16 protein-coding genes and 1 pseudogene are annotated in these 21,527 nt (G+C 53.2%); 8 read left to right on the top strand and 9 right to left on the bottom strand.

Features of this window, described 5'->3' with window-relative positions; translation table 11 throughout:
• Positions 1 to 90: pseudogene (locus FKW19_RS06095) on the top strand (biopolymer transporter ExbD); the annotation flags it as partial.
• Positions 91 to 102: 12 nt separating this feature from the next.
• On the top strand, positions 103 to 1,332 hold the full coding sequence (locus FKW19_RS06090; RefSeq protein ID WP_089178350.1) for a M48 family metallopeptidase: 1,230 nt from the start codon (positions 103 to 105) through the stop codon (positions 1,330 to 1,332).
• A 105-nt stretch (positions 1,333 to 1,437) separates the two neighbouring features.
• Here FKW19_RS06090 and rodA read toward each other — a convergent pair whose 3' ends face one another.
• The 7 genes from rodA to FKW19_RS06055 form a co-directional block, all read right to left on the bottom strand.
• A complete protein-coding gene (gene rodA / locus FKW19_RS06085; RefSeq protein ID WP_006116661.1) occupies positions 1,438 to 2,604 on the bottom strand; it encodes a rod shape-determining protein RodA in 1,167 nt (388 codons plus the stop codon).
• Complete coding sequence (gene mrdA / locus FKW19_RS06080) at positions 2,601 to 4,529, bottom strand: penicillin-binding protein 2 (protein ID WP_089178351.1); 1,929 nt, start codon at positions 4,527 to 4,529, stop codon at positions 2,601 to 2,603. The genes rodA and mrdA overlap by 4 nt, the downstream gene beginning before the upstream one ends.
• Before the next feature lie 19 nt (positions 4,530 to 4,548).
• The gene (locus FKW19_RS06075; protein WP_006116663.1) at positions 4,549 to 5,112 is read right to left on the bottom strand and encodes a hypothetical protein; all 564 of its coding nucleotides are present in this window, start codon (positions 5,110 to 5,112) and stop codon (positions 4,549 to 4,551) included.
• Positions 5,113 to 5,116: 4 nt separating this feature from the next.
• Positions 5,117 to 6,031 carry a rod shape-determining protein MreC gene (gene mreC, locus FKW19_RS06070; protein ID WP_006116664.1) on the bottom strand — a complete coding sequence of 305 codons (915 nt, stop codon included), beginning with the start codon at positions 6,029 to 6,031 and terminating at the stop codon, positions 5,117 to 5,119.
• A gap of 95 nt (positions 6,032 to 6,126) precedes the next feature.
• Positions 6,127 to 7,173: a rod shape-determining protein gene (locus tag FKW19_RS06065; RefSeq protein WP_003629847.1), complete on the bottom strand. Its 1,047-nt coding sequence runs from the start codon at positions 7,171 to 7,173 to the stop codon at positions 6,127 to 6,129.
• 204 nt (positions 7,174 to 7,377) lie between these two features.
• The gene (locus FKW19_RS06060; RefSeq protein ID WP_035353929.1) at positions 7,378 to 8,967 is read right to left on the bottom strand and encodes a 2-isopropylmalate synthase; all 1,590 of its coding nucleotides are present in this window, start codon (positions 8,965 to 8,967) and stop codon (positions 7,378 to 7,380) included.
• A gap of 293 nt (positions 8,968 to 9,260) precedes the next feature.
• On the bottom strand, positions 9,261 to 10,310 hold the full coding sequence (locus FKW19_RS06055; protein ID WP_193561084.1) for a COX15/CtaA family protein: 1,050 nt from the start codon (positions 10,308 to 10,310) through the stop codon (positions 9,261 to 9,263).
• A gap of 14 nt (positions 10,311 to 10,324) precedes the next feature.
• Between FKW19_RS06055 and FKW19_RS06050 the strand changes: the two genes are divergently transcribed.
• From FKW19_RS06050 to FKW19_RS06025, 6 genes are all read left to right on the top strand, one after another.
• A complete protein-coding gene (locus FKW19_RS06050; protein ID WP_063353278.1) occupies positions 10,325 to 11,104 on the top strand; it encodes a TVP38/TMEM64 family protein in 780 nt (259 codons plus the stop codon).
• Positions 11,105 to 11,255: 151 nt separating this feature from the next.
• On the top strand, positions 11,256 to 12,518 hold the full coding sequence (locus FKW19_RS06045; RefSeq protein ID WP_193561081.1) for a multidrug effflux MFS transporter: 1,263 nt from the start codon (positions 11,256 to 11,258) through the stop codon (positions 12,516 to 12,518).
• Positions 12,519 to 12,621: 103 nt separating this feature from the next.
• Positions 12,622 to 14,865 carry an ATP-binding protein gene (locus FKW19_RS06040; protein WP_089178354.1) on the top strand — a complete coding sequence of 748 codons (2,244 nt, stop codon included), beginning with the start codon at positions 12,622 to 12,624 and terminating at the stop codon, positions 14,863 to 14,865.
• 161 nt (positions 14,866 to 15,026) lie between these two features.
• Positions 15,027 to 15,560, top strand: a complete 534-nt coding sequence (locus FKW19_RS06035) for an adenine phosphoribosyltransferase (protein ID WP_089178355.1) — start codon at positions 15,027 to 15,029, stop codon at positions 15,558 to 15,560.
• A gap of 143 nt (positions 15,561 to 15,703) precedes the next feature.
• The gene (locus tag FKW19_RS06030; RefSeq protein ID WP_150150508.1) at positions 15,704 to 17,938 is read left to right on the top strand and encodes an FUSC family protein; all 2,235 of its coding nucleotides are present in this window, start codon (positions 15,704 to 15,706) and stop codon (positions 17,936 to 17,938) included.
• Positions 17,939 to 18,058: 120 nt separating this feature from the next.
• The gene (locus tag FKW19_RS06025) at positions 18,059 to 19,297 is read left to right on the top strand and encodes a glycerate kinase (protein ID WP_089179856.1); all 1,239 of its coding nucleotides are present in this window, start codon (positions 18,059 to 18,061) and stop codon (positions 19,295 to 19,297) included.
• A 6-nt stretch (positions 19,298 to 19,303) separates the two neighbouring features.
• On the opposite strand, the gene FKW19_RS06020 is transcribed toward FKW19_RS06025, so the two are convergent.
• Both FKW19_RS06020 and FKW19_RS06015 read right to left on the bottom strand, forming a co-directional pair.
• On the bottom strand, positions 19,304 to 19,945 hold the full coding sequence (locus FKW19_RS06020) for a uracil-DNA glycosylase family protein (RefSeq protein WP_193561080.1): 642 nt from the start codon (positions 19,943 to 19,945) through the stop codon (positions 19,304 to 19,306).
• Between the two features lie 129 nt (positions 19,946 to 20,074).
• Positions 20,075 to 21,493, bottom strand: a complete 1,419-nt coding sequence (locus FKW19_RS06015; protein WP_035353914.1) for a cytochrome c — start codon at positions 21,491 to 21,493, stop codon at positions 20,075 to 20,077.
• Positions 21,494 to 21,527 lie beyond the last annotated feature (34 nt).

Genomic DNA, 21,527 nt, shown 5'->3' with positions numbered 1-21,527 from the left:
ACCGTCATCCACGTCATGGCCGACGCACAGCGCCTCGGCGTTACAAAACTCGGAATCGTCGGACAGGAACAGTTCGTAGACGGTAAGTGAGGATTTTTGAGAATGGCTTCTCGTTTTTTACGTACCCTTTTGTGTGCAACAACAGCATGGATTGTCATGCAGCCCGTTGCACATGCGGCAGATGAACTCGGCCAACAGGTTGGGACAGAACTGGAAGCCGCGCAGTCTGCTCTGGCAGCACATAATTATGCCAAGGCGATGGATGCAGTAAATGCTGCAGATGCCGTAAAAGGCAAAACAGATTACGAAGATTACACCATTGCGCAGATGCGTGCCGCTGTGGCCACACAGGCAGGCAATCTTTCGGCGGCAACAGCGGCTTACGATAAGCTGATTGCCTCCCCCCGCACGCCGCAGGCCATGAAAAATCAGATGTTAAAGTCTGAAGCGACCATGGCTTATACTGCCAAGGATTACCCTAAGGCAGTTGCCAATATTCAGCGTTACCTGAAAACCTCTGGTTCTGATCCCCAGATGGAAACATTGCTGGCGCAATCTTACTATCTTCAGAAGGATTACCCCAATACCATCAAGGTGGTGAAGCAACAGGCGGGTGCCGCCATAAAGGCTGGCAAAACACCAACAGAATCTGAACTGCAAATGCTTGCAGCTAGTGCGACGGCACTAAAGGATTCTGCCGCTACAACCCACGCATACGTTCTGCTGGCAACGTATTACCCTAAAAAGGAATACTGGGCGCTGTTGCTGCATGAACTGGTGGTAAATACCAAAATTCCGGCATCCTTACAGTTGGATGTTTATCGTATCCGTTTGGCCGTTGGGGATGTTTCCCAAGCGCGTGATTTTATGGATATGACGGAAATTGCTGTCCAGCAAAATACGCCGCAACTGGCGCTGGATCTGATGAATCAAGGTTACCAATCTGGTATTTTAGGGCAGGGGGCGGAGGCTCCCCGTCAAGCCCGTTTGAAAGCTATGGTTGAAAAAGCTGTAGCTTCCAAAAAGGCTTCCATTGCAGCAGATGAGCAGGCGGCTGCTTCTGCCAGCAATGGGGATGATTTGCTGACAGTCGGGTACAATTACGTTACTTTTGGGCAGGCTGATAAAGGCTTGCAACTTATGCAGCAGGCCATCAGCAAAGGTGTAAGTGACGTGAATATTGCGCGCCTGCACTTAGGACTTGCAGAGCTTTATGCTGGCCATAAGGATCAGGCTCTGGCTGCTTTGCGTAGTGTTGAAGGAGATAATGGTGCGCATGATATCGCGCAGCTTTGGATCTTGCACGTGATGCAGCCCGTGAGTGCTAAATAGCTTAAACTGCGAAGTGATATAAAAAAGGGTCATCCTGATATTGAGGGTGGCCCTTTTTTATATAAGGAACGCAACTGCGGTATCGGAAGCATGAGACTGATTTTATCAGATAAGATCTTTGTTGGCGTCTTCTTCTTCCCCATCGTTAACAGAATCACGATGAACCCATGTTGAAAGGAGCAACCCAAACCCCAGCATAACATTCAGCATGGCGGAGCCACCGTAAGAGACCAATGGTAGAGGCACCCCCCCTACAGGGATAGCGCCCATCACCATGGAAAGATTAACCAAGCAGTAGAAAAAGAAGTTCATGCTGATACCAAGGGCAATAAGGCGCCCAAAGCGGTTACGGCAGCGGATAGCCATGATCATGCCGCCCAGAATGATTATGAGCAGCAACCCGATAACAGCAGCAGCGCCAACAAAGCCCCATTCTTCTGCAATCATTGTAAAAATGAAGTCTGTTTGCTTTTCAGGCAGAAAGTTTAATTGCCCTTGTGATCCATGCAGATAGCCCTGCCCCCACATACCGCCAGAACCCAAGGCAATTTTAGACTGGATGATATTGTAGCCTGCTCCTAGTGGATCATTTTCCGGATGCAAAAAGGTGGTTATGCGCGCGCGTTGGTAATCATGCAGATGGTTGTATGCAAATTTGATAAGCGAAGGTACGGGAAGTAAAAGCAGCACAATTTGCCAAAGTCGCATGCCTGCCGCAAAAAACAGAGATGCGCCAATGCCGCCAATAATGACGGCAGTGCCAAGGTTAGGTTCCTTTAATACAAGGCCAACAGGCACAAGTACGATAAGCGCAGGAGGAATCAACCACAAAGGGTTGCCCATACGGGCATAGCTTATGCGAGAAAACCATGCAGAAAGCGCCAGAACCAGCGCAATTTTGGCGAATTCTGAGGGTTGAACCTGCAACCCGCCTATAATCAACCAGCGTTCTGCGCCCTTGCCTACATGGCCCATGCGTAACACAGCTACAAGCAGGATAAGCGAAAGCACATACATGGGTGCTGCCGCGTGGATAAGCATGCGTGGGGGAAGCATGGCGATGGTAATCATCATTACCAAACCCACAGCAAAGCGTGCAGCTTGTGGGGCCGCAAAAGGGTAAGGCGTGCCACCACCGGCAGAATAGAGTGTAACGTACCCAACGCCAGCCAATGTGCAGATCAGTAGAATGTACAACCAACTGATACGCCATAACTTGGACATCAGGCGGAAGCTTGGTTCTGCCCGGAGCAGCCGTTTATGAAACTTCATGGATCACTTACCAGGCTGCTTGCATCAGCTACACTTTCTGGCGGCGGCGTGGTGTGTGTTACCGGATCACGCAACAAAGTATCGCGCATGATAATACGGGCCAGAGGGGCTGCAGCATCTGCACCTGCGTTTCCGTGTTCGATCACAACAGAAACAGCATAACGTGGGGAATCATACGGGGCGAAGCAGATAAACAACGCGTGCGGCCGATACTCCCATGGCAGATTGGCAGAGTTAAAATGCCCGCTTTCACGCAATGCGCGTGAAACACGCCGTACCTGTGCAGAACCCGTTTTGCCAGCCATAGTGATGCCGGGGAGATCCAGCCGCGCTTTGGGGGCCGTTCCATGCGGTTCGTTAATAACAGCAAACATGCCAGAGCGCAGGGCTGCCAGATATCTGTCTGGCATATCAAGGGTGGGCCAATGGTCTGGCTGTACTTGCTTGCCAATTTCTCCGTTTATGGCGCGCACAAGATGGGGCTGCACGGCCCGGCCAGAGGCAATGCGGGCTGTATAGGTCGCCAGTTGTAAAGGCGTAACCTGTACAAACCCCTGCCCAATGCCGCTTACAATTGTATCTCCGCCATTCCAATGGTGGTGGTGAGCCTGCCGCCATGCGGGAGTGGGAATGAGGCCGGTGCGGGTATGGGGCAACTCGATATCCAACTGCGTGCCAAGGCCGAATTTATGGGCTGTGGCTGCAATACGTTCCATGCCTATACGACGTGCGACTTCGTAAAAATAAACGTCGCAGGAATATTTAAGCGCCAGATGCAGATCAACAGACCCATGCCCCCACCGAGACCAGCAGTGAAAGCGTGTACCACCGACATCTAGGTGACCGGGGCAGAAAAAACGATCTGTGGGGGAAACAAGGCCAGATTCTAAAGCCGCCATGGCAACGGCGGGTTTAAAGGTGGAACCGGGAGGGTATACCCCAGCCACAGCTTTATTGATAAGGGGTGTGCGCTGGTTGTTTGTCCATTCAATCCACTGCGCATGGCTTACGCCACTATCAAACAATGAGGGATCAAACGAGGGTGTACTGACCATGGCAAGCACCTCGCCATTCTGGCAGTCCATCACCACGGCAGAGGCTGTTTGATCTCCGATGGCGTTCAGTACTTTTTGCTGAAGCGCGCGATCTATGGTTAGGCTGATTTCTTCACCCGGCACGCCTTCTTCGCGGTTTAGCTCAGACATCACACGTCCAACGGCGTTGACCTCCATTTCCACAGATCCGGCCGTGCCACGAAGATTGTCATCCTGACTTTGCTCAATACCCGCACGGCCTACGCGCATCCCTGGCAGGGCCAACAAAGCAGAACGGGCCACATCTTTTTCATTGGGCGGGGCTACGTAGCCGATAATATGGGCGAGTAGTTCGCCTTCCGGGTAAACGCGGCGTGTGCCCACATCAATCAACACGCCGGGGAGAGAGGGGGCGTTGAGTTCAATACGTGCCATTTCATCCCACGAGAGGAAATCTCGCAGCATGACCGGCACAAAGCGCCGTTGATGCCGTATTTCACGCGCGATTCGTGTGCGGTCACGTTCATCTAGCGGAATAATGCTGGAAAAGCGTTCAATCGTGCCTGCTACATCCGTGGTTTCTTCAGGCATCAAAAGGGCGCGCCAGTTTTCCTTGTTATTGGCAAGGGCCACGCCGTAGCGGTCTACAATACGCCCGCGTGGTGGTGCCAAAAGGCGCTTGCTGATACGGTTTTTGGCGGCCATGCGGGCATAATGGTCACCATCTTCTATCTGGATTTTATACAGGCGGCGGCCAAGCTCCCCCAACGCCACCGTTTGGACAGCCATAAACAGCAGCGCTCGGCGTGTAAAAACGCCACGGGCAGGGTCTTTCTGTTCACGAACAGGTAGAAAACGCCGGTTTTCTTTCTTGCGCCGCTTCAGCCACATAAGAAGCTTTCATGCCTGTTCATGCGGATTCCTTTTCATCCAGAATATGCAGGAACCATGAGAAAGTGGCGGAAAGCAACGGATAAACCCCTATGCACAGTAGTGCTTCAAAAAAGGCAGGAGCCGGATCAAGGCCATGCAGCCGGAACAAACATGCCAATGCCCACTGTAGGAAAGAGGCGGCTCCACCTATCAGACCGTAAAGGCACCATACTACTAAAAAATTCATACGCATGAGCCCAAATCGGGCATAGGTGCTGATTCCGTAAACCAGAAGCAGAATAAATGAGCTTACGCCCAAAGGTGTAAAGCCAACCAGATCCATAAACAGGCCCAGCAAGAAAGGCGCCAGCGCAGGCATACCGGTAGGCCGCCAAACAGACCAGAAAAATACAGAGCCGATAACAATGGCAGAAAGCAGTTCGGCAGAACCGGGAATGGCGAGGGGTGCCGAAAAAAAGATAATAACCAGAACAATAAAAGCAGATGGCAACAGATGGCGCGCTGTGCGGTCAAGCTTCTGGCCGAGCGTTAGGCGCGGTTCAAGATCTGGGTCCCATGATGGGGGTGAGGGATCGGACATCAGGTTACCCTTCCTGTCCTTGTCCCAGAAGTGTTTTGAAAGGCAGTGCTAATGGCCGATGCGGGCGGGTAAGTGGTACATGGCCCGGAGCATCAGGCGGCTCAATTTCAGATTGTCCAAAATCGAACACACGCAGCATGGTCAGTTTATCCAATTGCACAAAGGGCTGCACAACTGGTTGCCCCGGGTGCAGGTAATGTACCGTGCCAATAGGCAACCCCATGGGGAAGGCGCCAGCTTGATCACTGGTTACAACACGCTCCCCTTCAATGGGGCGTGAATCCTGCGGATAATACATCAGCCTTGGCATGGGGGAGTTGTCGCCTGCCATTATGGCCGTGGCATGGCTGGATTCCAGCTCAATGGGCAGGCGGCTGGCAATATCGGTTATTAACAAGATGCGGGCTGCATGTGGGCCAACTTCGGTAACGCGTCCTGCTAGACCATTTGTTGCTAAAGCAACATTGCCAACATGCACGCCACTGGTGGTGCCAGCCACAAGCAAAACAGCGCGGGCATACATGCCACCACTATCTGCCACTACTCGGCCCGTTACAAAGGCTGGGGTAGGTTCTGGCACCCAGTGCAGTTCTGTCTTTAAGCTATCATTTTCCCGCGCAAGAGAGACTGCAACATCATACCACCGGCGCAGTTTGGCATTTTCGGTTTGGAGTTTGGCGTTTTCTTCCGCCAGATGGCGGGCATCTTTTATGCCTTGCACAAGGTGGCTAACATCTGTTTGCGTATGGGCAATAAGCCCCCACAAAGGGGCCAAAGCATCTGCCACATACATACGCGCAGTATCAGCCAGCTTTCTATCGGCTTGGCCTGCAATAATAATCCCGACAGACAACAGCAGCAGCACTGGCAAAACCAGTTTGCCAAGAGCTTGTCTTACCTGGATGGAAACCGGGATCATAAAAGCCGGGAACCCCTATCAGAGGGAAGGAAAGCGAAAGGCATGCCCATTTGCATTCTGGCGCCGGGTTACAGCCAGATAGCTGGTGCCTTGGGTTAATACATGGTTGTTAGCACGTTGCGCAGACGTTTCATTTCTTCCAACGCGCGGCCTGTACCCAAAGCCACGCAGGAAAGTGCATCTTCAGCTACTGTAACAGGCAAGCCTGTTGCAAGGCGCAGTACGTCACTCAGCCGGTAAAGCAATGCGCCACCACCGGTCAGAACAATGCCTTTATCAACAATATCGGCAGCAAGTTCCGGGGGCGTGTTTTCCAGCGCAGTTGTTACGGCATCCACAATCTGGCTTACAGGCTCCATAAGGCTTTCTGCAATTTGCGCTTGTGAAACCTGAACTTCACGCGGGACACCGTTAATCAGATCACGTCCTTTAACATCCTGCCACGGGCCATTTTCATAAGGCTCATCTGGCATCATGGCGGAGCCCAGGCTGATCTTGATACGCTCTGCTGAGCTTTCACCAATCAACAAGCTGTGGGTACGACGAATATAAGAGATAATGGCTTCATCCATTTTATCTCCGCCCACGCGTACGGAACGTGCATACACAATGCCGCCGAGGGAGATAACGGCCACTTCTGTTGTGCCGCCGCCAATATCTACAATCATGCTGCCAGAAGGTTCTGTAACCGGCAGGCCCGCACCTATGGCGGCTGCCATGGGTTCTTCAATCAGGAACACACGCCGGGCACCAGCGCTTTCCGCACTTTCCTGAATGGCACGCCGTTCTACCGCAGTGGAGCCAGAAGGCACACACACAATAATCTGGGGACTGGCGAAAGCGCGACGATTATGAACCTTGCGGATGAAATGTTTGATCATTTCTTCCGCCACTTCAAAATCAGCAATCACGCCATCACGCATGGGACGAATGGCCGTAATATTGCCCGGGGTACGACCAACCATCTGCTTGGCTTCTTCCCCTACGGCAAGAAGCTGCTTTTTTCCTCGTATATCTGCAATAGCCACAACAGAGGGTTCGTTCAGTACGATACCCCGTCCTTTTACGTAAACAAGGGTGTTGGCAGTACCCAGGTCAATAGCCATGTCGGCAGACATGAGACCGAGCAGACGAGAAAACATCCAGGACTCCTGGTTGAAGCGGGCACCATACAACAGAGGGCGAGAAAGCCGGACACGCTAACCCGCCCCTGCTGCTTTGGAAATATGTGAGCAGGAATTACCGGTGCGTAACGAGGCAGACAAGACCTTCCGTCAAGAAACTGACATATAATGTCAAGGTAAGGTTTGTCTGCCCGGTTTTGCAGGAGGGCCTGAAAAGTTTTTTCAGGCTGTCAGGGCTTCTGGTTCTGTCCGAGCCCGTTTAACCAGCAGCTTGTTTAGTGCATGCACGTAAGCACGCACGGCAGAAACAACCGTATCTGCATCTGCGCCTTGGCCATCTACCATCTTACCGGCTTCTTCCAGACGCACGGTTGTGCGGGCCTGCGCATCAGTGCCTTCGGTTACGGCACCAACAGAGAACAGGGCCAGACGCGCTTCATGCGGGAAGGTCTTGCGTAGCGCGTTAAAGGCGGCATCCACTGGGCCGTTGCCTGTGGCTTTGGCTTCAATGGCTTTGCCATCCACGCTCAGTTCCAGATCAACTTCGGAAGGCTGGCCAGAAATGGATTTCAGGCTTAGCGCACCAAAGCGGATGCGGTCATGATCACGGGCTTCATCGTCCACCAGTGCGATGATGTCATCGTCGTACACAACCTTTTTGCGGTCTGCCAGATCCTTAAAGCGGGTGAAGGCTTCGTTCAGGCGTGTGTCATCCATGCCATCATAACCCAGCACCTTCAGCTTATCGCGGAATGCGGCCCGGCCGGAGTGCTTGCCCATTACGAGGGAGGAGCGTGTCCAACCCACGCTTTCGGGGGTCATGATTTCATAGGTGGCGGCATTTTTCAGCACGCCATCCTGGTGGATGCCGCTTTCATGCGCAAAGGCGTTACGGCCCACAATGGCTTTGTTAGGCTGCACGTCAAAGCTGGTGATGGTGGCCAGCATCCGAGAAACCTTCAGCAGCCCTTCGGTGTGAATGCCGGTGGTGAAGGGGTATTGGTCATGCCGTGTGCGCAGCGCCATAACAATTTCTTCCAGCGCAGCATTCCCGGCACGTTCGCCAATGCCGTTGATGGTGCATTCCACCTGCCGTGCACCACCACGGATAGAGGCCAGTGTATTGGCAACAGCCAGCCCCAGATCATTATGGTTATGGGCAGAGAAGATCACCTGATCTGCTCCCGGTACGCGCTGGCGCAGCATGGAAAAAATCTTTTCCATGTCTTCTGGCGTGGCGTACCCAACCGTATCGGGAATGTTGATGGTGGTAGCGCCAGCCTTAATAGCGGCTTCTACACAGCGGCACAGAAAATCTGGTTCTGTGCGGGAGCCATCTTCAGCAGACCATTCCACATCATCTGTCAGATTACGGGCGGCTGCGTTGCCGGAGGTAATCAGTTCCAGAACAGTTTCTGGTTCCATCCGCAGCTTGTATTTCATGTGCAGCGGAGAAGTGGAAATAAAGTTGTGGATACGCTTACGTTCTGCCGGGGCCAGAGCCTCACCCGCAGCGGCAATATCCTTGGCGCCGCCGCTGCGTGCCAGTGCGCAGATAACGGAACCCTTGGTGTGTTTGGCAATCTCGTTAACGGATTCGAAATCACCTTTGGAGGCAACAGGAAAGCCCGCTTCAATCACGTCTACACCCAGATTGGCCAGTGCTTCCGCCATACGGAGCTTTTCTGCCAGGTTCATAGAAAAACCGGGAGATTGCTCGCCATCACGCAGGGTGGTGTCAAACACAATCACGCGGTCTGGCGTCATGCGGCCAAAGGACGGATGATTGAAGCTGGTGGTATCAGCAGACATGGAATTCTTCCTGAAAAAGTCTGGTCTGGAACAAGAATAGAGGGGCTGTGCCATATTCTGCCCGTTTATGCACGGGCGCTCTTTTCGTTCTCCCCTGGGCGTGGCAGCGCTTGGCCACCTGGCTCGCTCAGGGGCAGATTAGTCGAAGGAGAAGATCCAGACGGAGGGCCACGCCGCCCGCACCCGTCAATTTACGGGTGTGCAGGGAATCGGACGTGAACCACTCGGAATTCATGCACAGCACCATACCGTCCTGTTTTTCAAACGCAACAGTAAACGTTGTTAAATGCCCTTTAGGCCATAGCTTTTGTGCCACGCAGGCAATGCAGCACATACAGCATAACACCCAGCAACACGGCAGCGAATGTTTGATGCACCGCACCTGCCCACACAGGCACGACCAGCAACAAAGTGGTAACGCCTAGCGCGTACTGGATAACAACGGCCCACCCTAAAAGGATGAAGGCGTTATGCGCTTTAGCCCCCAGATCTGTTGCTTTCAGGCCAACAAATAACACAGCGCCAATGCTGAGGGCTGTAAGGGTGGCCAGAAGGCGGTGGTCAAACTGCACAGCCGCTTTGTTGATGAACCAGTTCATCCAGAAAGGGGAAAGTTGGGCGTAATCTGTCGGGATCAAATGCCCATCCATCAGCGGGAAGGTGTTGAACAGGAACCCCGCATGTGTGCCAGCCGTAAACCCACCGGCAATAATCGTGGTGCACAGTAGCACAATAGTAAAGCAGGCCAACCGCTTGGCCATGCGTGCGGCGGAGGATGAGGTATGACTTTCTGCTACAGGCCAACGGATAGAAAATGCCGTCCACAAAATGGCGCCATAAAGCAACAGGGCTGCACTCAGGTGCAGCACAAGCCGTATAGGTTCTACTGCCGTGCTGTTGGGGCGGAAGCCAGAAGCCACCATAAACCACCCAATGGCGCCCTGTAGCGCACCCAGAATGAAGAAGATGAACAAACGCAGGGCCAACCGGCGCGTGATCATGCCTCTCACAACAAACCAGATCAGAGGCAGCAGAAGAACCAGCCCCATCAGGCGGCCCCAGAAGCGGTGAATCCATTCTGCCCAGAAAATTCTCTGGAACCCTTCCAGCCCAAATCCTTCGTGCTGAAGGTGATATTGCGGAATGGTTTTATAAAGTGCGAACAACCTTTCCCACTCAGCATGGGAAAGAGGCGGAATAAAACCGCTTACGGGCTGCCAATCCATAATGGAAAGGCCCGATCCTGTCAGGCGCGTTACGCCACCAATGGCGATCATGCCCAGCAGCATGAAGCAAAGCAGAAACAGCCAGCCTGAAATGAGTTTGCGGTGGGCGGGTGTCATGTCTGTCTGGGGGGATGATGAGGTGGGCATGGCAGCCTTTGGCGCTGTGGGTTAAATTTCTGTATCGGGTTTACAGCCAGCTTGCGGGCTGCTGCAAGAAGATGGTACCGCTAGGCTGGATGGAACAGCATATTCGTCCACCCTCCCGGTCTTCTGTATCGCTTCTGCGTCCGCTGCTCATGCTGCTTGTATTGGTGGTGGGGGCGGTTGGGTTGCGGCATGTGCCAGCTCTCCACAGTATGTTGCATGGCACAGATGTGCTGCGCCAAGGCGTGTGGGGCCGCATGGTGTTTTTATCTGGCGCTGTTTTGTGGTGCGGGTTTGGGCTGCCACGTCAGGTGGCCGGATTTGCCGCCGGATTGGCTTATGGTTTGTGGGAAGGTCTTGCACTTATCACCATAGCCTCCACATTGGGGTGCTTGGCAGGGTTTTTCTGGGCCAGATGGGGCGGGCGCGCATGGGCGCGGCAGAAATTGGGGCAACGTTTTGCCCAAATGGACGCATTTCTGACACGTCAGCCGTTTTCAAGTATTCTTACCTTGCGGCTGCTGCCCGTGGGGTCTGCGTTACTGCTGAATCTTTTGGGGGGCATTTCAGGTATGGATGTGCTGCCGTTTTTTACAGCAACCCTTTTGGGGAGCATACCGCAGAACCTTGTTGCCGTTTTGTTGGGCGCGGGGGTTCAGGTAGGTACTTTTTGGCAGTATGCAGCAGGTGGCGCGTTGTTTGTGCTTTCTGGCGCTATTGGCGTGTGGTTATGGCGGCATGCACGTATAGCCCGGCAGGTTTCCTGATCCATATATGGTCTGGCTGCTGCTGAGATGTCAGGAATTAAAGGCTGATCTTACGCCCGTTGTAAAATAAAAGGCGCTGGCCTGTTGCCTGTCTTTTTGCCAGACATTTTTCTTTTTCCTTCTGTTTTTGTTTGTTTTTGGAGTGCTGCTTATGGCTTCTCCCTCTGCTGTGCGGGATGCCGGAACGTCTTTTATTGGTGGGCGCATCCCCATGTGGATGCCGGTGCTTTTAGGGTTCCTGACAGCCGTTGGACCTATTTCGACAGATATCTATCTGCCAGCTTTTCCGGCCATGGAGCAGACCTTCCATACAAGTGCGGGCAATGTGCAGTTCACATTGTCTATCTGGTTTGTTGGGTTAGCTATTGGGCAAATTACTGTAGGCCCCTTGTCCGATAGGTTTGGGCGGCGCAAACCTATGCTTATAGGCAATGCTCTGTATGCCGTGGCTTCTGCCGTATGTGCGTTTGCGCCAGATATCACCACATTTTCCATTGCGCGGTTTGTGGCCTCCGTTGGGGCATCTGCCAGTCTGGTTATTCCAACAGCTTGTGTGCGCGATATGGTGCCAGACCGTAATGCCGGAGCACGCATGATGTCTCAGCTGGTTATGGTGATGGGTGTTGTGCCCATTCTGGCCCCTATGCTGGGCGGGTTGGTTGTTGAGTTTGTTTCCTGGCGGATTATTTTTTGGGCTTCTGCGGCCTATGGCGCGATATGTGTGGCGTTGATTCTGTTTATTCTACCAGAAACACTGCCATATGACCGGCGCGTGGCTCTTTCTCCTTTCACGCTGGTATCACGTTACGTCACCCTGATTCGGGATCGGGCCTTTGCCAGCCATGCGCTGATAACGGCTTTTTCTACCTTCATGTCCTTTAGCTACCTTACCGCAGCGCCTTTTGTGTTTGTGCAGTTGTTTCATTTCTCACCGCTGCATTTTTCCATGCTGTTTGGGTTCTTTGCGGTGTTCATGATCGGGGCTTCGCAGGTGAACGGGCTTTTGGTCGGGCGCATCGATTCTGGCAAACTGCTTCAGGGGGCTATCTGTCTTTCCGTTGTCGGGGGAGTTTTGCTGGTAGCAGTAAGTTTGTGGAGCGCTTGGTACGCACCTCCGGCATGGCAGCCATATGAAGTGTGGTTGGTTATTGCGGCTATGCTGCTGGCACTTGCACCTACTGGCATTATTTTTCCTAATGCCATGATGGGGGCTTTGGCGGATCATCCGTCTCTTGCCGGGGCGGCATCTGCTTTGGCTGGCACCCTACAATATGTGTTTGGGGCTGTGGCTGGTGTTGTGGTTGGACAATTTCCGGCTGTTTCTGCAATTCCTATGGCAGGATGCATGTGTTGTGGTGCTATTCTGATGTTCTTGGCGGGTCTATCGCGCCCTCATCGACAGAATGTGAACTAAAAATTGCACAAAAAGCGGTTATGCCCGCTCTGCTCTTGACGGTGACAGGACTGCGGCCCAGTCCAGATGAAAAGATGGCGTTAAGGAAGGGAGCGTGCATAACATGCCACGGCATCCAGCAAGACGGGCCCACATTCTGGCGCTTATTGGCGCCGGGCTGCTGATTGTAACTTTTGGCACAATGGGGATTGAGCTGGGTAATGAAATGGCCCGGCATGGTAATCTGGATCGTCAGAGCACCGCAGCAGGCAATTACTTGCGCGGGTTGCACCATGCCACCAGTGATGCCCGCATATGCCATTACGCCTGGATGGCCGAGCATAGGCTGCAGGATGGCAGTTGTTACATTCAGGCTATTCAACAACTTTCTGATGCGCGGCGTGGGTTTGAATCCTTTCGCGTCGTTCAACTGCGAGAGGGTGGGGGCCGTGTAGAACCGCTGCAAAGCGTGTGGCAGCAGCTTGAAACCATAAGCGCCTGGCCCCATTCCCCAGAGGGGACTCCCGCCGGAGGGGCGCAGCTTCTGGCGGATCTGGATCAGAATCTTTCTATTCTAAGCCGTGCCAGTACGCTGGATCAGGCAGACCGTGTTGCCAACATGCTGCGCAACACAAGTTGGCAGCGGCGCTTGGCGTTGCTGGGTATTCTTACTGGTGTTTTCAGCCTTGTTTCTGCGGGCTGGGTGTTGGATCGTTCTTCCTTGGCGGCAGCGCGGGCAGAGGCTTCATCGCGTGATCTGGCATTGCGTTTGCGGGCAACGTTGGACAGCTTGAGCCTTGGCGTGGCTGTGTTTGGTGCTGATGGCCATTTGTGGCACTGGAACGAACAACTGGCTATGGCCTTGGGCTTGGAAAAGAGCTTTTTCAAGCCCGGCCTATCTTACAATGATTTAAGCGCAGTGCTGGTGGTAGATGGTGTGCCGCTGCTTGAACCATTGGAACATGTGGAAACCAGCTTGGCCAAAGGGCAGCCTGCACCACCTGTCGTCGTGGAGTGCAAAGGCATTAACGGCGCAGATCTGGAATTGTGCCGCACCTTGTTTTTTGCCCCAGATGGTGCAGCAGAGCGGCGTGGGTTTGTGCTGACAGCCGCAGATATCACCATGCGTTTGCGCAGTGAACGTGCATTGGGTGAGGCGCAAAAGCTGCGAGCACTGGGGCAGTTTACCGCAGGTATTGCTCACGATTTCAAAAATCTTCTCACCGTCATTTTGGGAAATCTGGAGCTTGCGGCAGAGCACGATCTGCCAGATCAGGTAGAGCAACGGCAGGAATATCTGTCTGCCGCCACACATGCCGGGCATAGGTCTGAAGCCCTTACAAGCCAGCTTCTTTCCTTTATGCGCAGGCAACAAACTGGCGTGCCAGACTGTTTTGATCTGGCCGATCTGTTTTCTTTGCTGGATGGATTGTTGGCGCGTGTTATCGGCCCCAGAATTGTGGTGGAATGTGCTGATGTCTCAGGTGTATGGCCTGTGCGTGCAGATCCAGCGCAGCTTGAAAGTGCTGTGCTCAATCTGGCTATCAATGCGCGAGATGCCATGCCATCCGGTGGCCGACTGCGTATTGCCGCCCGTAATGTCACATTCTCTGTCAACGCAGATCTGATGAGCTTGCCCGTTGAGGAAGGTCGCAACATGCGCGTGGTTTCAGACCCGACTCCGCTGCCTGCCGGGGATTGGGTGCGGTTGGATGTGATTGACAGCGGCAGTGGTATGACGCGTGAGGTGTTGGACCACCTGTTTGAACCGTTTTTTACCACCAAACGGGAGGGCGCAGGCACAGGGCTTGGTATGGCCATGGTTCTGGCTTTTTCCCAACAGGTGAAGGGGCGGGTTGTGGTGGCAACAGGGAGTGGCAGCGGAACAGAGGTTTCCTTGTGGTTGCCCAAGGCTGCGGCTCTTTCTGCCGCACAGGTTTTGCAGCCAGCGGTGTTGCCTAAAATCAGCAAATCAGCGCCATCACAGGCTTTGCAAGTGCTGGTGGTGGAAGATGATGCCGCTATCCGCGATATTGTTGTGACCATTCTGAGCATGGCTGGCCATCGTGTGTTAGAAGCTGGAGATGGTGAGCAGGCTTTTGATGTGGCAGCGGCTGCGGAAGGGCCTCTTGATCTGTTGGTAACGGATATTCAACTGCCCGGCCCACTGGATGGGCTAACCCTCTCACGCGTGCTGGTGGAACGGTATCCTGAACTGGCTGTCGTTTATATGTCGGGAGATCTTACAGCGGATTCCAAACTCCCCGAAGGTGGCGTGGCCAGTGCGCGGCTTTTGGCCAAACCTTTCCGCAGAGATGGCCTGATGGAAGTGGTAACAGCAGCACTGAGTGCGCGCACTGGAGCATAAGCAGACCATAAGGGAAAAGCCGCCATACCTTGCAGAACCGGCGTATGCAGGATAGAGCGGGCGCCGGATTGCCCGAACGTGTTCTTCTTTTTTGGCAGGATACAAGGCAGAAGTAACAGAGGGCCAGCCAAGGCTGGCACGCAGGAAGGATTATTAAGGCCATGACGGCACATGAGGAAATCGACCTCAAGCGCTTTATCCGGCACGTTCCCGATTTTCCTAAACCGGGCATTCTATTTTACGACATTTCCACCCTGATGCGGAATCCGGATGCATGGCAGTTGGCCATGGGGCGTTTGGCACGGCAGGTGGCGCCGCTTAAGCCAGATCTGCTGGCTGCCGTTGAATCCCGCGGGTTTTTAACAGCCGCACCGTTGGCGGATCGCTTGGGTTGTGGGCTGCTGATGCTGCGTAAATGTGGCAAGCTGCCGGGTGACACCATTTCCCACACCTATGATCTGGAATACGGCAGCGATACGCTGGAAATTCAGGCAGATGCCATCCAGCCCGGTCAGCGCGTGGTGGTTATGGATGATCTGCTGGCAACCGGCGGTACTTTGGCTGCTTCTGTAGCGCTGCTGCGTAAGGCGGGAGCGAACGTGGTAGGCGCTTCTGTTATGGTGGAATTAACAAGTTTGGGTGGCCGTAATAAAGTAGATGCCCCTGTTTCCACTTTATTGACGTACAAAGAATAAGCTCTTTCAACATTCATATGTTCTGTTTGCGCATCTGGGTGCTGAACAGAACATATGAGGTGTGAATACGCTTTTCTGCCATGTTGGGGTAAGAGAAGATGTATGGCACGTTGTTTCCCCATTAGCACCTCAGGTTTGGCCGCGTGAAAAGCATGACGCTTTCCTTGGGGCAGCTTTGGCGGTCGGTCTCTATTATTGTCCGGCAGACGCTTGTTGGTGGCGGCCCACCACGCAAGCTTGACCATTTACGTTGGTTGTTTGCGCCCAATCTACTTTCTTTTGGGTATGCGCTTCGCACCACCATTTCATCCTTAATCGCTCTTGGCATTGCCTTGTGGTGGGAACTGGGGAGCCCGCAATGGGCGGCCCTTACTGTCTGGATGGTGGCGCAAGGCACGCGCGGCAAATCCATTGCCAAGGCGCGCTGGCATATGTTTGGCATGGTGGTGGGCACAATATGTGCCATCGTGCTGGTGGCCAGCATGCCGCAATCTCCGCTGCTGTATATCTTTTTTGTGGCGGTAGGAATTGGCACTTTCTGCTTTATAGGCACGTTGCTGCCCGGCCCAGCCGCCATGACCAATTATCGTATTCACGGTATGCGGGCATCGGGTTTTACGTACGTTATTATTGCGTTGGATGGCATAGTTGCGCCCGATCATATTTTTCAGATCGCAATGGCGCGTGCCACGTACATTACGCTTGGTATTGTGGTGGAAACCACAATTTCATCCCTTTTCCAGTATCAGTTAGGGTTGCGGGCCAGAACACGATTGGCAACCAACTTTGTGCAAGCCCTTAAAGGTGCCGTGCCCGCCATTTTGCGCTTGTTGCAGGGTGATAGACGGGCTGTGGCAAATTCCCCCGGTGTGTTTTCTACTCTTATCGCGCTGAGCGATCAGGTTGAGTTTGCCGAAATTGAAATGGGCAAACATCAGCATGAAGGTGATCATGCCAGAGCTGCCTTGGCAGCTATTACGGTACTATTGTCACGCGGGTTGGATTTGGGTGCGCTGCTAGAGGTACCGCACAGTCAGGGTGCGGAATATCAGGATACAGCCCAGCAAGTGAGCACTTTTTTGCAAGCTTTGCCAGACAGGCTGGATAACGATCAGCCTATTGAGCCAGTTTTGCGGGATCTCACATCTTTACGGGCAACATGTCGGCAACTTGCCGCTGGGTGTCTGGAAAAGGAAATGGAAGCGGCCACGCATCCCCCGCTTGATGAGCAGCAGGATGAAGTGCTGACTCGGCAAGTGCAATTGCTGCATAAGCTGGATACCATGCTGGAAGAGCTGTATCTGGCCATTGAGCAGTTTGAAATGAGCCGCAACCCGCAGCCGCATGACCATTTCCGCTACCCCATGAAGTCTTACAGAGACTGGCGGATGGCGTTTACCAATAGCTTGCGGGCTTCTGTCACCATCTTTTTGGCTGGTGTTCTATGGATTACCACCGCTTGGCCAGATGGTCTGACATTTATTATGTTTGTAGGCATTGTATGTGCGCTGTTTTCCACTTTGGAGCAGCCAGCCCTTGCCACGCAGGCATTCTTGCACGGCACTGTGTGCGTGATTGGCATGAGCGCACTGCTTGATCTGTGGGTGATGGCACAGCCTACAATTTACGAAATGATGGCCATGTGTTTGGCTGTGCCCATGCTGATTGGTGGATTGGCTTTTGCATGGCCACCGCTGGTGCTTGCAGCAGTCGCTTATAATCTGTTTCTGCCTATTCTGGTGGGGCCGATCAATCAGGGGCGGATGGATGAAATCATGTATTTCAACACTGCCATGCCTCTGTTGTTGGCTATGATGTTCTGCATGTGGATGTACCGCGTGTTTCTGCCATACGATCCAGATGGTTTGCGGTGGGATATGCGTGTGAATATTCTGCGCGGTCTGCGTCGTTTGGCAGGCCAGCGCAGACCGCCCGCTGTAACGGAAATTATTGGGCGAAGTGTAGATGGGTTTGTACGCCTTTCCACCATGGCGACAGATGATGGCAATACCTATGTGCTGGAGCGGTATTTAAGTGGCGTGTTGTCTAGTATGACCATTGCGCTCAATGTGTTGCGGTTACGTACCGTTTTAGCGAAGAATATTCTGCCACCAGAGGCACAGAAAGCCGTAGAAGTGATGATGGAACGCATGCAGCGTTTTACTGGCCGATATGGTGGGCAATACGGTCGAACTGCGCGGGCAACACATATAGCTGTAGAGTATTTGTTGAACTGTGAAGAAACCGAAGCAAACCTTTCTGTGCGTGAAGAGATGCTGCGGGCATTAGCCAGTTTGCGGGTGATAGAAACAGAACTTGCAGAGAACCGAGCGTTCTTTGATGCGTCTTCTCCATATCTGGATAAAGCATTTACCTAGACCGGATGGGTCATAAACAGGCTCTGATATTAAGGTAGAGCATTGTAGGAGAGTGTTGCATTGGCGCAGTCAGACATCACAAAAGAACAAAACAAACAGGCGCGCAACCTGTTGCGCAGTATGTTTGATGCTGCGGTTAGCGCGGCTGATCCTTTCAAGGTATTGGCAGAATATCTGCCCCAAAAACCCAAAGGCCGCTGCATTGTTGTGGGGGCAGGCAAGGCGTCTGCCGCTATGGCTGCTGCGCTGGAGGCGGCATGGTCAGATGTGCCTTTGCAAGGCGTTGTGGTCACGCGGGATGGGCATGCTTTTCCAACGCGCCACATTACAATTCTGGAAGCATCCCACCCTGTGCCAGATGCGCGGAGTGAACAGGCAGCACATGATATATTGCAGGCCGTAAAAGGGTTGGGGCCAGATGATCTTGTTCTTGCTTTGATATCCGGTGGAGGGTCTGCGCTTCTGGCTTTGCCGGTAGCAGGCATCACGCTGGTAGAAAAACAGAACATTGGCCGCCAGCTTTTGCATTCTGGCGCAACAATTTCTGAAATGAACACAGTGCGTAAGCACTTATCTGCCATTAAAGGCGGCAAGCTGGCTGTGGCAGCGGCTCCTGCGCAAGTGGTTACGCTTGTTATTAGTGATGTGCCAGGAGATGACCCGGCAATTATTGCCAGCGGCCCCACTGTGCCAGATGCAACAACACCTCAAGATGCTTTGCGTATTCTCAATAAATACAATTTAGACGTGCCCGATACTGTTCGTCATGTTTTGGAGAACACCACCACGGCAGTTTCGTCCCAGCACTCTGCCAATGCAGATAATCGGGTTGAAATGATAGCAACTCCTTTTATGGCGTTACAGGCCGCAGCCGAGGTGGCGCGTGCAGCAGGAGTGACCCCTTTAATTTTAGGGGATGCGCTGGAAGGCGAAAGCTGTGTCATGGGTGTGGTGATGAGTGGCATTGCCCGTTCTGTTCAGGCACACGCTGTGCCTGTTCGTGCTCCGGCTGTTTTGTTAAGTGGTGGGGAAACAACGGTAAGTATTCGCGCAGGCACAAAGCCGGGAAAAGGCGGACGGAATACAGAATTTTTGCTCTCTTGCGCGCTGGCTTTAAATGGTCAGGCAGGCATATGGGGCTTGGCGGGGGATACAGATGGTATTGATGGCACGGAAGATGCTGCTGGTGCTATATTTGCCCCGGATACATTAGCCCGTGCCCTGCAAAATGGCGTAGCTGCCGAGGATTTTTTGAAACAGCATGACAGCTACAGTTTTTTTGAAAAACTCGATGACCTTATTAAAACAGGCCCAACGTTAACAAATGTGAATGATGTGCGCCTGCTTTTGGTGCTTTAGTTCTGTTTAATCATCAAGTGCACGCGCTACTTCGCGCCGAAGGGCAGGAATAATTTTTTCCTGAAACATGGGGGTTTTGCGCTCCCATGCCCCGGTGCGCCATGATGGGTGGGGCAAAGGAAAATATTGCGGCAGAAAATCCTGAAAGTGCTCTGTCCGTTCATATACTTTGCCTTTTCCCAAAACGTAATTCTGGGCATAAGACCCAACCAGAAGTGTCAGCCGAAGGTTGGGCAGCAAAGCCAGAATACGTTCTCGCCATAGGTTGGCGCATTCCGGTGGTGGCGGACGATCACCACCCTTAGGCAGTACGCCGGGGTAACAAAGCGCCATAGGTAAAATGGCTACACGGTTGGAATCATAAAAAGCATCTCGGCTCATTCCGAGCCATCCCCGTAGCCGATCTCCCGAGGCATCGTTAAAGGAAATACCGGTTTCATGCACACGTGTGCCCGGGGCTTGCCCGGCAATAAGTAAACGTGCGTGAGGGGAAACATGCAAAACAGGCCGAGGGCCTAGCGGTAACTTACGCGCACAGGCTGTGCATTGCCGGATTTCTTGCACCAAACAGTTCAGTTGTGTTTCAACATCACTGCTTTCCGCAGAACTTGGCGCGTGCCATTTCAATTTTGTTTGAGTGTGGATCATTCTGTTGAAATATGTGGGGATGATCCGTTCGCTTACAATGCAAACAATATAAAAAAGCGCCGTAGTGTTGCCACTACGGCGCTTTGTAACCAGCCCATAAAAGTAGGGCCGGTTATTTAAGCAGAAGCTTTACTGTGCTTCATCCACACCAGCATGTGTCTGCGGTGCGAAGGTCCAGCCAGCGCCGTAAGGCTGCGGCATGAAGAGGCCCCATGTAGCGGATTCTTCAGTTGCATTAGCCCAACCCGGTGTTGGCAGCGGCGTATGATCCAGACGGAGTTTCTGGATATCTGCTGCTGTCGTGTTAGCCGGTGCGCGGTTACCCCATGCAGAACGGATGAAGTTTACAACATCTGCAATTTGCTGGTCAGACAGGATGTTTTTGTAATCCGGCATGGCCACAGCAGAAGGTGCCCAGTTGGTGGGGGGCAGAACGCCACCATCAACAACAATATGAGCAACAGATGTCGGGTTGTCGGAAACAACAACCGGGTTACCAGCTAGCGGCGGGAACATACGGGCTACACCACCACCATCATTACGATGGCAGATAGCGCACTGTTCCACATATGTTTTGGCGCCAGCATTGCCGGAGAAGTTGTTGGAATCCAGCATCTGAGCCGTAGAGGCATCGTAGCTGTAATCACCACGTGCAGGCGGAACCGGCGGCAGGGATTTAATGTATTTCACCATGGCGTGCAGATCTGCATCGGTGAAGTACTGGGTGCTCCAGCCAACCACGTCAGCCATGCCACCAAAGGCTGCGGAGTGATCAGTACGACCGGATTTCAGGAACAGGAACAGATCTTCATCAGACCAGCGACCGAGGCCCAGAACCGGATCGTTGCGCAGGCTTGGGGCAATCCAGTTGTCGATTACGCCACCGCCGCCAAGGAAGTCTGGCCCACCAGATGCATCCAGCGCTTTTTCCTGCATACCAAAGCCGCGCGGTGTATGACATGCACCACAGTGGCCAGGGCCGGTTACAAGGTATTCACCACGTGCTGTTTCAGCATCTGTGCCGGGTGCCGGAGTGAAATCCTTCGGAGCCGGTGCAAATACAGAGCGCCAGATGGACAGCGGCCAACGCATGGACATTGGCCAAGAAATATCAGTTGCGTGATTTTTCTGCGCAATCGGCTGCACACCATGCATGAAATATGCATACAGAGCCTTCATGTCATCCTGCGTCATGCGGGCGAAGGATGGGTAGGGCATTGCTGGATACAGCGTAGCGCCATCCTTACGCACGCCATGGCGCACGGCTTCATCAAACTCTTTAAATGTGTAGGTGCCAATCCCGTAAGTAGGGTCTGGCGTGATGTTGGTGGAGTAAATTGTGCCGATGGGGGTCTTGATGGAAAGACCACCAGCATATTTCTGACCATTTAGGGATGTGTGGCAAGCCACACAGTCCCCCAGACGAGCAACGTACTCGCCCTTCTTGATCAGATCTTCATCAGCGTTCTGTGCATGCGCTAGGGACGTTCCCGCAAGAAGCCCGACAGCGACTGCCCCCAGGGCAGCTTTTAGCCTGTTAATCATCATTTTTACCACTTATCGCCTGTGTGCTGAATGACGT

The organism is Acetobacter sp. DmW_125128, from assembly GCF_008704325.1.
In the GTDB taxonomy this organism is placed as follows: Bacteria; Pseudomonadota; Alphaproteobacteria; order Acetobacterales; family Acetobacteraceae; genus Acetobacter; species Acetobacter oryzifermentans.
This window is presented reverse-complemented; position numbering and strand designations above follow the sequence as displayed.